This is a genomic window from Herbaspirillum sp. CF444 (assembly GCF_000282135.1).
Taxonomy (GTDB): Bacteria; Pseudomonadota; Gammaproteobacteria; order Burkholderiales; family Burkholderiaceae_D; genus Herbaspirillum.
The window spans coordinates 81,029-92,653 of the sequence record NZ_AKJW01000061.1 but is presented as its reverse complement, the minus strand read 5'-3'; the positions used below and the strand labels follow the sequence as shown (position 1 = coordinate 92,653).

The 11,625-nt window shown below is 57.2% G+C and carries 12 protein-coding genes; 4 read left to right on the top strand and 8 right to left on the bottom strand.

Annotated elements, in window-relative coordinates:
* The 3 genes from PMI16_RS13305 to PMI16_RS25905 all read right to left on the bottom strand — a co-directional run bounded on the left by PMI16_RS13305 (position 1) and on the right by PMI16_RS25905 (position 2,459).
* The gene (locus PMI16_RS13305) at positions 1-1,209 is read right to left on the bottom strand and encodes an HlyD family efflux transporter periplasmic adaptor subunit (RefSeq protein ID WP_007880279.1); all 1,209 of its coding nucleotides are present in this window, start codon (positions 1,207-1,209) and stop codon (positions 1-3) included.
* A 61-nt stretch (positions 1,210-1,270) separates the two neighbouring features.
* Entirely contained in the window at positions 1,271-2,215 is a 945-nt protein-coding gene (locus PMI16_RS25910; protein ID WP_007880278.1) for a hypothetical protein, read from the bottom strand.
* Positions 2,216-2,300: 85 nt separating this feature from the next.
* Positions 2,301-2,459, bottom strand: coding sequence for a hypothetical protein (locus PMI16_RS25905; RefSeq protein ID WP_007880277.1), 159 nt, complete (start codon positions 2,457-2,459; stop codon positions 2,301-2,303).
* 252 nt (positions 2,460-2,711) lie between these two features.
* On the opposite strand from PMI16_RS25905, the gene PMI16_RS26475 reads away from it, so the two are divergent.
* Together PMI16_RS26475 and PMI16_RS13295 are read left to right on the top strand one after the other, a co-directional pair.
* Entirely contained in the window at positions 2,712-2,975 is a 264-nt protein-coding gene (locus tag PMI16_RS26475) for a hypothetical protein (RefSeq protein ID WP_237719861.1), read from the top strand.
* Between the two features lie 216 nt (positions 2,976-3,191).
* Positions 3,192-4,562, top strand: coding sequence for a fimbrial protein (locus tag PMI16_RS13295; RefSeq protein ID WP_081493419.1), 1,371 nt, complete (start codon positions 3,192-3,194; stop codon positions 4,560-4,562).
* A 62-nt stretch (positions 4,563-4,624) separates the two neighbouring features.
* Here PMI16_RS13295 and PMI16_RS13290 read toward each other — a convergent pair whose 3' ends face one another.
* From PMI16_RS13290 to tkt, 5 genes are all read right to left on the bottom strand, one after another.
* Positions 4,625-5,353, bottom strand: coding sequence for a class I SAM-dependent methyltransferase (locus PMI16_RS13290; RefSeq protein WP_034380507.1), 729 nt, complete (start codon positions 5,351-5,353; stop codon positions 4,625-4,627).
* Positions 5,354-5,556: 203 nt separating this feature from the next.
* A complete protein-coding gene (locus PMI16_RS13285) occupies positions 5,557-6,054 on the bottom strand; it encodes a hypothetical protein (RefSeq protein WP_007880272.1) in 498 nt (165 codons plus the stop codon).
* A 199-nt stretch (positions 6,055-6,253) separates the two neighbouring features.
* Complete coding sequence (gene gap / locus PMI16_RS13280; RefSeq protein WP_007880270.1) at positions 6,254-7,267, bottom strand: type I glyceraldehyde-3-phosphate dehydrogenase; 1,014 nt, start codon at positions 7,265-7,267, stop codon at positions 6,254-6,256.
* Between the two features lie 9 nt (positions 7,268-7,276).
* Entirely contained in the window at positions 7,277-7,855 is a 579-nt protein-coding gene (locus PMI16_RS13275; protein WP_007880269.1) for a GNAT family N-acetyltransferase, read from the bottom strand.
* Positions 7,852-9,846: a transketolase gene (gene tkt / locus PMI16_RS13270; protein WP_034380422.1), complete on the bottom strand. Its 1,995-nt coding sequence runs from the start codon at positions 9,844-9,846 to the stop codon at positions 7,852-7,854. Before tkt ends, PMI16_RS13275 begins: the two co-directional genes overlap by 4 nt.
* 327 nt (positions 9,847-10,173) lie before the next feature.
* Between tkt and PMI16_RS13265 the strand changes: the two genes are divergently transcribed.
* The gene (locus PMI16_RS13265) at positions 10,174-10,899 is read left to right on the top strand and encodes a 16S rRNA (uracil(1498)-N(3))-methyltransferase (RefSeq protein WP_007880265.1); all 726 of its coding nucleotides are present in this window, start codon (positions 10,174-10,176) and stop codon (positions 10,897-10,899) included.
* A gap of 199 nt (positions 10,900-11,098) precedes the next feature.
* Positions 11,099-11,566, top strand: a complete 468-nt coding sequence (locus PMI16_RS13260; protein ID WP_007880263.1) for a YidB family protein — start codon at positions 11,099-11,101, stop codon at positions 11,564-11,566.
* Positions 11,567-11,625 lie beyond the last annotated feature (59 nt).

Here is an 11,625-nt window from a genome sequence, read left to right as displayed (position 1 = left end):
TCACCCTCTCACTGCTTCGAACAAGGGGGCCAATACCCACTCGGCAATCGTACGGCGCTCGACCACAACCCCGGCGGTCGCGCGCATTCCCGGCAATATCTGGTAATGCATTTCTTTCGCGATAAAGTCCGCACCGGGAAGACGCGCATAGGCGACATAATCGCTATCGCCCTGAATAACCGGGACCGATGGCGCGCCCGGCGTCACGGCAGACGCCGCAGAAGAAGCAACCGCATCGCGCGAAATGGAAGTAATGCGCACTTCATAGGTGCCGAATTTCGCATAGGGAAAAGAGTCGAATTTGAGTCGGACCAATTGCCCTTCCCTGATGAAGCCGCGCTGTCTTGACGGAATATGCAACGCAGCCTGCAGACCCTGGTCGAGGCCGGTCGCGATTACCATGGCGACATCGTCCTCCCTCAAAGTATGGCCTTGCAGCGTTTGAGAAAAGGAAACAAGGCCGCTTGCAGGCGCGGAAATGATGGCGCTGGAACGGTTTCTTTCATAATCCAGTTGGGCGTCCTGCACATCGCGCCTGGCCTGGATATCCTGCGACGCCAATGCCGTTTCCGCTTCCTTCAGGCTGGACCGCGTACTGCTCATGTCCGATGCGATTTCACGTTGGCGGCCAAGACGTTGAGACAAATTGATCTTGCGTTGCGCCACCTCTGATTTGGCCTGTTCGATGCGATCTGCAACAACATACTCGGACACCAGCTGCAAACGTTGCCGGGTCTTTTCCGCCTCATCGATTTGACGCCGGCTTTCGTCGATTTCCTGGGCCAGCAGATTCAATTCTTCCTGGCGATTTTGCAATATCGATCTCAAACCGTTAATACGTGTTTTAAGTTCGACTTCCTTCTGGCTCGATTGCTCTCCTATCATGCGCACGCGGTTGTCCCTGTAACGCTCGGTAAAGTCTTGCCGCGTCATGCCATTGGAAGCCAGGGAAAAATCCCTGTCGAGCTGAAACAGATGCTCGCCGGCCTTGACCTCCATGCCACGCGTCGCATAGACCTTCGTCACCAATCCGCTCAGGCCACGCACCTTGATCTCGCCTTGGGAAACGATTTCAGCCGGGACATCTTTCTTCAATTCGATTTCATAAAAAAATGAAAATGCGATAAAGCTCGCCACAACAGCCGATGCGCAATAAGCGATCTTGCGTAGCGAGATATCTGAAAAATCAGGGAACGAACCTGCTTCCATGGAAATACCTTTTATTGTTTTGCAACGACGTTTTCTTGATGCGGAACGCTGGTTTTCCGCATCACTTGCTGGATGAAAAATAATAGAAACTGGGATGATTCGAAGGCAGCCATTGCGCATGGTTGTCGATGAACGCCTGTGCAATATTGACTGCCAGCCGCTGCGGCGCCTGCTTCTGCTCGAGCTCGATCGCATCGAACATCGTCAGTTGAAACTGTCCTTCGGACAACTTGATGTAGTAAGGCAGGAGCAGCGCCCGCATTTTTCCGCCAAGACGGAATACGCCGTTGTGGATGCGTCCCTGCTTGCCGAATAACTCGACCGTCACGGTTTCCATCGGCGTCGTCGACAACGTACTGGGAGGAACATCCGCAAACAGGATGACAAAGCCTCGCCGTTTCATTTCCCTCACGACGCCAAGGCTGGCTTGCCTTCCGTCCAGATAAGAACGCAAGCGTTTGATATGAGGAATGCGCTCCACGTCCGCACCATAGACATCATCCTCAACGGCGGTCACCACCGACAGCGAATCGATGCCGAGGCGTATGCGCAACTGCTCGCAAACCAGCATGTTCACGTATTGGGATGCGTAGTGAAACGGCGAAAGTACGATGGGCTGATCGGGATACCGTGCTTGCATCTCCGCGATTCTTTTCTGCAGCTGGATTGCGATGCGATCAATGCTTCCCCACTCGCTATACACGCTGTCGGCAAAATAGACTTTGATGTCCAGCAGTTTCTCAAGGATTCCGGTCATCCTGATGCGCGGCGCATCCACATCCGGGCGGGCAAGAATTGCCTGCACAGTTTCCACGCGTTGTGCAAAGGCATGACGATGCTCGTTGCTGCAACGCGTTGCAAGCAGGCACACAACTCCAGCCATCCGCTCAATCAGGTGCAAGGGAATCCATTGCGCGACAACAGATGCCGCGCCCAACTTCGCCTGCTTCATCAACGCCAATACAGCGATGTTGTAATTGATTCTTATGCTGTCGAAAATACGCACAACACCTCTCCTTGCCCTACCCTGTTATCAAACAGAAAAGAGGGCTTCCGCCCTCTTTTCCGAGTCAGCAATAAATATTGATGACTTAAATGCTAACGCTCACGCCAAAGCCCAATGACACGGACACGCTTGGAACTGGCAGCGCCGCGCTACATGGTTTTTGCACTGGCTTGCAAGCATTCTTGGGTTGGCAGAAAGTGCCGCCGGCCACATTTTCCAGTTGGGTGCGATCGAGTTGTTTCATGGATTACTCCTTGTAAATGACGCTGCAAATTGCAGCAGCTGCATCGTAGCCAAGAAGGAAGCGCATACCTATGAGAAAACTCTCAAACACCATCGCGGTGCTGTTTTCCCCGAAAATCACATGATGGAATTGGTCCGCAGAAACAATTGATAACCATTGACCGGATCAGGCTTGCGACTGTTTTTTATTTTTAGAACGCATTTCATCAATAGGCGTGAGATGCGTTCTAAATGCCGATGGATGGATTTGTCATTGGCAGCAGTTGTGCCCGGAAATACTGGAGGGGTTATTTCAAGAGTTTTCTCATATATTCCAACGAGACCCTTCTTTAAAATCGATTTGCTGTCTAAGCAATTTTTATTTATTCACACAGGAGTAGCAGATGAAACAAATCGATCGTTCGCAGTTGGAAAATATCTCCGGAGGTTTTTGCAGACCAAAATGCTGTGGCAATCCTTGCCAAAAGAAACCGGCGGCGCCGCTGCCAGGCCCGACCCCGGTCTGAATCCGATCTGAAGATCGATTAAAAAAAGAGGGCTTGGCCCTCTTTTTTTGTTCGGGAGACGGTCATTTTTAGATGCGTTTCACCGACGTTGATGAAGTGGATCGAGGTCGTCTAAGCCAATCCACGCGCGTCGATCATGGACATCGCCAATTTTGCGATAAGCAATATCCGTAGTTCAGGGCAAGTACACCTCAGCAGCCTGCCGCCCAAGACCAAACGAATCGCCCATGCAATGCACTCTCATCGGTGCATTGAGAACACAGCATGCATTGCGTGTCGACGACGACAATGCCGCTCATCAGATGAACGATGTACGCCTCGCCGCTTTTCAATCCCGGTCCAGACAAGAGCACGAAGAACCTGCAGAGGTTTTCCTAAAAATCAGACCGTATCTTGGGACGTGGGCGACTTTGAGATTTTTCTTATATAAGAAACAACACTGCTTGCCTAGGATGAATCCCTGCCTTCCCCGCACATTCACCAACAAACTCAAAGTCACTTCCATGAAAACAATCCGTAAAGGTCGCGTTGCTTTGTCCGGCATCGCTCTGCTCTTCGCTACGTTGTTCGGCATGCACGATGCGTCAGCATCCTGTTCGCTGCTTTCGAACTGGAACAACATCGCGGTCCAGATGCAGGGGGGAACCGTCGTCGTGAAACCTACCGATCAAGTAGGCACCATGCTGGCAAATTTTTCCACGATCATTCCAGTCGCCAGTTCCAATGTTGCCCCCACCGGCAACTACTATGAGGCCACCGCCCGCTGTCCTGGCGGAGGGCAGGCATATGCGGTCGCTTTACAGGGAAATCTGGTCACCGGCGCCGGCATTCCGGACAACGTATTCAGCACCAACATTCCAGGCATCGGCGTGCGCATGGCTCGCGTCGTTGGCACGGCGAACGGCGGATCGACGCAGTACTACACAACGGCAGGCAGCAACGGCATTGCCATTGCCAATCAATCTTTCGGCGTGGTCTATTCGAATACGCAATTTCAGATTCAGATATATAAAATCGCTGCTGCGACAGGAAGCGGCACGCTCACGCCCGGCCAGTACAGCACTGCTTATTTCGATGGCAGCGGGTCGGGCAAGCCCTACATCACCTCATGGCTGACCGCCAACATCATTTCCATTGTCACGCCCACATGTACTGTCGACGCGGGTAGCGTGAACCAGACCGTCACGTTGAAAAAAATCCAGTCAACGGAGTTAAAAGGCAAAGGTACGACGGTCGCAGACAAGCCGTTCAATATTGCATTGAACTGCGTCAGGGGAACCGGGATCCCTCCTACGGTGCAATTGTCATTCGATTCAAACTCGGGAAACTATGCGCCGGGAACGTTTCCGGCCGACGGCGTGCTGCCGCAATTGAATACGACCAATGGCGGGGCAAAAAATGTTGGCATTCAGGTGCTCAGTCAGTGGAACGGCGCCACGACTCCTATTGATCTGGGAGGCAACAGATTGAATGTCGGCCCCACCAAGGATGGCACATACGTGATTCCCTTCATTGCACGCTACTATCAGACGCAGAGGAATCGTGTCACGGGCGGCCTGGTCAGCAGCATCGTCACGTTTACGATCAACTACAGTTGATCGCGTGAAACGCAGGACGGTATTGCCTGGCATGTCGTCCCGCCTTTCTCCCGCCTCATGGCTTACGTCGACGGCTTGACGGCCACCAGATTGATCAATGTCTCTTCCCGCTCCGCCTTCGGCTTGATCTTGAGCAGACGCTCCATGAGCCCCAGGTCTTCGCGGCTCCACCACAGGTAAGGATAGGAAATCGATTCCGGCGCAACCCGGAAGCCCGCGCTGCGCACCAGCGCGAGATATTCCTCCGCCGTCTTCTGCACGTCCATCGGATGACGGAACAACAAACGGATCATCCAGGAATGGATATAGCGTTTGGTCGACTCGGCAAACAACAAAACGCCGCCAGGTTTCAGCACGCGAAAAAACTCCTGGATCGCTTCTTCCTGCTCGATCAGGTGGTGGAAGGTCTGATGGCAAAACAACAGGTCGACGCTATTGTCCTCCAGCGTCATGTGCGAACTCGAGCATTGGATGAGTTCGGCCCGGATACCCTCTGCGTTCGCCTCTTTGGCGGCTGCCTCCAGCATGGCCGGATCGATGTCCATGCCGATCAGCCGCTGCGGCGCAAAGCGATCATGCAATTTCTTCAGCGAACGTCCCCAGCCGCAACCGACGTCGGCGACCACCGGATAGGACGGCAGGCGATTCGGGATCAAGGACTCCAGATCCTTGAACGCGCGCTCCAGGACATGCACGGTCCAGGTAGGCGTTTGCAAAAACCAGATGCCGAAAGCGGTTTCGGGAACGTGCGGGTGACTCTCGGGCGATTTGACGATCAGAGGAGCGTTCATGTTTTTGTTGTCGTGCGTGAAGACGTGCATGATGCACTGCCTTGCAGGGAAAAGCAAAATCTGCGACATCATTCTTGTCGGCATGAGCGCCGCCGTTCCCGCTCCTCAATGAAAAACGCCCCGACTGGCGGGGCGTCATGCAGATTACGCAGATCAGCTAATCCTTGTTCAGGCGCATCTTGTCGATGCCAAGGATGCCCTGCTTATTTTTTGGAGGAACCGTCGTCGCGGTTTTTCCTGCTGCTTTTGGAGTCGCTATCGCTATCCTTGCTTTTGGCGGCGTCCTTGTCTTTTTCAGCTCGCTCGCGTTCACGGCGCTCACGGCGCGCGGCGCGATCGTCTTTGGGCGCATCCTTGGCGGCGTCCGCCTCGGCGTCGGGCTTGTCAGCCATCGGCGGCGGTGGCGGCGCGACGGTCTGGATGTTCTTGGCCGCCATGTATTCGTGCATGTCCTTCCAGCCGGCGAAAATACCCGCCTTCAGGCTGTCCGGATTGCGTTGATAGCAGTCTTCGAGGCTCTGGCCGGCCTGACGGCAGCCTGCGCCCAATGCGATGCCTTCGGCCTTGGCTTCTTCCGGTGTCTGCTTCGGTTTGCTGAAACTGGCGACATAGTCGCAAGCGCTCAGCGTCAGGCTCAGCGCCAGCATGCCCATCAGCTTGACGCCATGGCTACGTGCGATAGAAAAAGGTGACGATGACATTACATCCCTCGATTGATTATTATTAAACCGTCAATAAAAAGGCTGTCGCAAACGGATTTGCAACAGCCTTTCCAGAACCTATCGGCAAGTCTGGTAATTGATCCGCCCAATGTATTTTCTTAGACAACGCCTGACAAGCATGCGATGAAAAGAAGCCCAATTAGGCCGGATCAATGAGAAATGCCCAGGCAAACCCCGATTATTTTGCCGAAACCAGCGCCACGGTAGTGTCCAGCATGCGGTTCGAGAAGCCCCACTCGTTGTCGTACCACGACGAGACCTTGACCAGACGGCCGGAGACCTTGGTCAGGGTCGAATCGAAGTTCGACGATGCCGGATTGTGGTTGAAGTCGACCGACACCAGCGGCTCGGTGTTGTAGGTCAGGATGCCCTTGAGCGGACCGGCTTCGGAAGCGGCCTTCATGATGGCGTTGACTTCGTCCACGGTCGTGTCGCGTGCAGCGATGAACGACAGGTCGACGATCGAGACGTTGATGGTCGGAACGCGGATCGCGTAGCCGTCCAGCTTGCCGTTCAGTTCAGGCAGCACCAGGCCGACTGCGGAAGCGGCGCCGGTCTTGGCCGGGATCATCGATTGCGTGGCCGAACGCGCGCGGCGCAGGTCTTCGTGATAAACGTCGGTCAGCACCTGGTCGTTGGTGTAGGCGTGGACGGTTGTCATCAGGCCGTTGACCAGGCCGATCTTTTCATGCAGCGGCTGAACCAGCGGCGCCAGGCAGTTGGTGGTGCACGATGCGTTGGAGATCACCGTGTCGGAAGCCTTCAGCACGCCGTCATTGACGCCGAACACGACGGTCGCGTCGACATCCTTGCCGCCTGGCGCGGAGATGATGACTTTCTTGGCGCCGCCCTTCAGGTGGGCGCTGGCCTTTTCCTTGGTGGTGAAAAAGCCGGTGCATTCCAGCACGACGTCCACGCCCAGTTCGCCCCATGGCAGTTCTGCCGGATTGCGTTGCGCCAGCACCTTGATGCGGTCGCCGTTGACGACGATGGAGTCGCCGTCGACTGTCACGGTGCCGGGGAACTTGCCGTGGGTGGTGTCGTATTGGGTCAGGTGGGCGTTGGTTTTTGGATCGCCCAGGTCGTTGATGGCCACGATCTGGATGTCGTGTTTTTTACCGCCTTCGTAGTGAGCGCGGAGGATATTGCGGCCGATACGGCCGTAGCCATTGATTGCAACGCGGATAGTCATGTTTTCTCCTTAAGAAACAGTAGTAATCTTGCCGATGGATTGGATGTCGCGCCACCCGTAAGCGACTTCGATCAAATCCAGTTCGTCCCACTTGAAGGTCTGTTCTGCCAGCAGCTGCGCATCGAGATGGGCGTAAAAATCACGCGCCTTGCCGTTTTGCGCCAGCACCCAGACCAGCATGTTGGGCGCGCCTGCCGCGCCCAGTGTTGCCGCCACTTCGGTCAGCAGGCGACGGCCGATGCCGGCGCGCTGAGCCGAGGGTAAAACGTATAACGCCGTCAGTTCGGCATCGAAATCGAGCTTGCGTTCCGCCAGCGTGATGCCTGCCCCGAAACCGACCAGTTCGCCTTCGACTTCCGCCACGAAAGTACAGGCAGCGTCGGAGGCGGCGCTCAGCACGCGCGTCCACATGCGCGTGCTGTCTTCCACCTTCATGCCGTCCAGATAGGCATCCGGGATCATGCCGCGGTACGCTGCACGCCAGCTGTCGATGCGCACCTGGGCGATCAGCGCGGCATCGTCGACCGTCGCGCGCCGCACCGTTACCGGGCCGACGACGTTGATGATGTCGTTGCCGGAGACACTCATGCCAGGATCAGCTTGGCCTTGGCGACGACGTTTTCGACGGTGAAGCCGAAATGCTTGAACAGCACGCCTGCCGGCGCCGATTCACCGAAGGTATCGATACCGACCACGGCGCCTTCCAGGCCGACATACTTGTACCAGGTCGAGGTCACCCCGGCTTCGATCGCCACGCGCGGCACGCCGCGCTGCAGGACGCTGGCCTTGTAAGCCGCGTCCTGGCGATCGAACACGTCGGTGCTCGGCATCGAAACCACGCGCGCCGGGATGCCTTGCGCCGCCAGTTCGTCGGCGGCCTTGACCGCCAGTTCGATTTCCGAGCCGGTGGCGATCAGGATCACCTTGGCGTCCTTGGCTTCTTTCAGGATGTAGCCGCCGCGCTTGATGTCGGCGACTTGTTGCGCGCTACGTTCCTGAAACGGCAGGTTCTGGCGCGAGAAGATCAGCGTGCTCGGACCGTCGTTGCGCTTGACCGCTTGTTCCCATGCCACGGCCGATTCGACCGTGTCGCATGGACGCCAGTTGTCCAGGTTCGGGATCAGGCGCAGGCTGGAAACGTGCTCGACCGACTGGTGGGTCGGGCCGTCTTCGCCCAGGCCGATCGAGTCATGCGTGAACACGAACAGCGAGCGGATCTGCATCAGCGCCGCCATGCGCAGCGCATTGCGGCTGTAATCGGAGAAGGTCAGGAAGGTCGCGCCGAACGGGATGTAGCCGCCGTGCAGGGCGATGCCGTTCATGATCGCGCTCATGCCGAATTCGCGCACGCCGTAGTTGATGTGGTTGCCGGCGACGTCGGCGCGCACGGCCACCGATTCTTTCCAGTTGGTCAGGTTGGAGCCGGTCAGGTCGGCCGAACCGCCGAGAAATTCCGGCAGCACTTGTGCATAAGCCTGGATCGCGTTCTGGCTGGCCTTGCGAGTGGCGATGGTTTCTTTCTTGTCGATGGTGCTGGCGATATAAGCCTGCACCGCCGCGTCGAAACCGGCCGGCAGCTCGCCCTTGAGGCGACGCACCAGTTCGGCGGCTTCGCTTGGATACTTTGCCTGATAAGCCTGGAACAGCTTGTTCCAGTCGGCTTCCAGTTGCCGTCCTTGCGCCTTGCCATCCCATGCGGAATAGATGTCGGCAGGAATTTCAAACGGCGCCGACGTCCAACCCAGCGCTTCGCGCACCGCTGCAACTTCCTTGTCGCCCAGTGCCGCGCCGTGGACCTTGTCGGTGCCGGCCAGGTTCGGCGAGCCCTTGCCGATCACGGTCTTGCAGCAGATCAGGGTCGGCTTGTCGGCCAGCTTGGCCTGATGGATGGCGGAGTTGACCGCTTCGACGTTGTGGCCGTCGACGCCGGCGATGACATTCCAGCCGTAGGCTTCGAAACGCTTCGGGGTGTCGTCCTTGAACCAGCCTTCAACGTGACCGTCGATGGAGATGCCGTTGTCGTCGTACAGCACGATCAGCTTGGACAGACGCAGCGTGCCGGCCAGCGAGCAGGCTTCGTGCGAGATGCCTTCCATCAGGCAGCCATCGCCGACGAAGGCATAAGTGTAATGATCGACAACAGCCAGGTCGGGCTTGTTGAATTCCGCAGCCAGCAACTTTTCAGCCAGCGCCATGCCGACGGCGTTGGTGACGCCCTGGCCCAGCGGACCGGTGGTGGTTTCCACGCCCGGGGTGATGTGGACTTCCGGATGGCCGGCGGTCTTGGAATGCAGTTGACGGAAGTTCTTGATTTCTTCCATCGGCAGGTCGTAGCCGGTCAGGTGCAGCAAGGCGTATTGCAGCATCGAACCATGTCCGTTCGACAACACGAAGCGGTCGCGGTTGGCCCATTGCGGATTGGTCGGGTTGTGGCGATAGTGCTTGGCCCACAATGCGACTGCGATTTCCGCCATCCCCATCGGCGCGCCTGGGTGTCCTGAATTTGCTTTTTGTACTGCGTCCATTGCCAGCGCGCGGATCGCGTTGGCCATCTTGTCGGTAGGGAGTGTGGAAGTCATGTCGATGTCAAAGAGTTGCGGATTGCGGTCGAATCATTGCCGTTCTGGCGGTTTCCGCGAGATAGCTGCGGTTTGCCGTCATTAACGCACATTTCGAATGCCTTGCCGGTCGACCCGGATGAACTCCCGGACCAAGCCAGACTGAGCCAAGTATTTTACCAGACAGAAGCCCGAAGAATTAAAATCAAGCTTCGCCGCCAGGGCCAGAAAAGCATGCCTGAAGGCAATTTCCGCTGCTTTCCCGCGAATTTCCCTTTACATTGATCTGTAGCCCGGCCACCAGGAATTGTTCGCTCCACCGTTCTCACCCATCAGGACCCGTTGATCATGCCCCGCTTTTATTGCCCCGACCCGCTCGCCATCGGTACGACGCTCGCCCTGCCCGATCAGGTTGCGCATCATGTTCAGGTGATCCGGATGCAGGTCGGCAATCCCATTACGCTGTTCAATGGCGAAGGCGGCGAATACACCGCCGTCGTCACCCAGATGGAAAAGAAGCGCGTCCACGCCGAGGTCAAGACCTTTTCCCCGCGCGAAGCGGAGCTGTCCTACGCCGTCACGCTGGCGCAAGCCCTGCCGGAAGCAGCCAAAATGGACTGGATCATCGAAAAGGCCGTCGAACTCGGCGTCACCGCCATCCAGCCGCTAGCGTCTCAGCGTTGCGTAGTGCGCCTCAACAGCGAACGCGCCGAAAAGAAGCAAAGCCACTGGCAAGGCATCATCCACGCCGCCGCCGAGCAAAGCGGCCGTAATCGCCTGGCGCAATTGTCGCCGCTCACCGACTTCAACAGCTGGGTCTCCCAGAGCGACCTGCACAAACGCATCCTGCTGTCGCCGCGCGGCGAGCAGTCGCTGTCCGATTGGGCGCGCCATCATCCGGCGCAGGCGCTGAGCCTGATGGTCGGCCCCGAAGGCGGTTTTACCGATGCCGAAGAAAACCTGGCCTGCGACCACGGCGCGCTGATGCTGTCGATGGGACCGCGCGTGCTGCGCACCGAAACCGCCGGTCTCGGCGCGCTGGCGGCGATCAACGCGATCTGGGGCGAAATGTAAATAAAGGTAGTAAACAGGAAAACAGAAATAAAAAGGGAGAGGAACGAAGGAAGCGAGGAAGAACCGAAAACCGGCTCACCTCGACATCCTTCGACAACGCCGGAGAGCGAAAAACCGTTGTACCAGCTTGCTTTACATAGTTGCGGCGATCTGCATCAGACACCGCACATCTTCCTCACTTTTGATTCTGGAGAATTTCATGGGCTTACTCGACAGCGTACTTGGCGCACTCAATAACAACGCAAGCGGCGATGCCGGCGCAAGCGCCGATCCCAAGGCTGCACTGATTCAGGCGGTACTGGGCATGCTTGCCAACAACCAGTCCGGCGGCTCCGGCGCGCTGGCAGGACTTGGCGGATTGGGCGGCCTGCTCGGCACGCTGCAAAACGCCGGTCTCGGGCAAATCGTCGACTCCTGGATCGGCAACGGCCAAAACCAGCCCGTCTCCGGCGACCAGGTGTCGCAGGCGCTCGGCGACGATCAATTAAGCGGCCTGGCGCAAGCCACCGGCATTCCGCAAGGCGACATCGCCGGTCATCTGGCCCAGATCCTTCCCGGCCTGGTCGATCACCTGACACCCAACGGTCAGGTGCCGGAAGCCGGCGGCGACCTCGGTTCTGAAATCGGCAGCCTGCTGGGTGGATTTCTCGGCGGCAAGCCTGCTTAAGCCTCGCTCAGGGTCGCTCACTTAATCAGTAAGCGCTGGAAAGCCTGCACCAAAATCTG

What these genes read in the sequence shown, in the direction of transcription:
- PMI16_RS13265 (WP_007880265.1), top strand. Translation starts at nt 10,174, where the DNA reads ATGCCCCGCTTTTATTGCCCCGACCCGCTCGCCATCGGTACGACGCTC.
- gap (WP_007880270.1), bottom strand. Translation starts at nt 7,267, where the DNA reads ATGACTATCCGCGTTGCAATCAATGGCTACGGCCGTATCGGCCGCAAT.
- PMI16_RS13295 (WP_081493419.1), top strand. Translation starts at nt 3,192, where the DNA reads ATGCAATGCACTCTCATCGGTGCATTGAGAACACAGCATGCATTGCGT.
- PMI16_RS25905 (WP_007880277.1), bottom strand. Translation starts at nt 2,459, where the DNA reads ATGAAACAACTCGATCGCACCCAACTGGAAAATGTGGCCGGCGGCACT.
- PMI16_RS13290 (WP_034380507.1), bottom strand. Translation starts at nt 5,353, where the DNA reads ATGAACGCTCCTCTGATCGTCAAATCGCCCGAGAGTCACCCGCACGTT.
- PMI16_RS13285 (WP_007880272.1), bottom strand. Translation starts at nt 6,054, where the DNA reads ATGTCATCGTCACCTTTTTCTATCGCACGTAGCCATGGCGTCAAGCTG.
- PMI16_RS13260 (WP_007880263.1), top strand. Translation starts at nt 11,099, where the DNA reads ATGGGCTTACTCGACAGCGTACTTGGCGCACTCAATAACAACGCAAGC.
- tkt (WP_034380422.1), bottom strand. Translation starts at nt 9,846, where the DNA reads ATGACTTCCACACTCCCTACCGACAAGATGGCCAACGCGATCCGCGCG.
- PMI16_RS13305 (WP_007880279.1), bottom strand. Translation starts at nt 1,209, where the DNA reads ATGGAAGCAGGTTCGTTCCCTGATTTTTCAGATATCTCGCTACGCAAG.
- PMI16_RS13275 (WP_007880269.1), bottom strand. Translation starts at nt 7,855, where the DNA reads ATGAGTGTCTCCGGCAACGACATCATCAACGTCGTCGGCCCGGTAACG.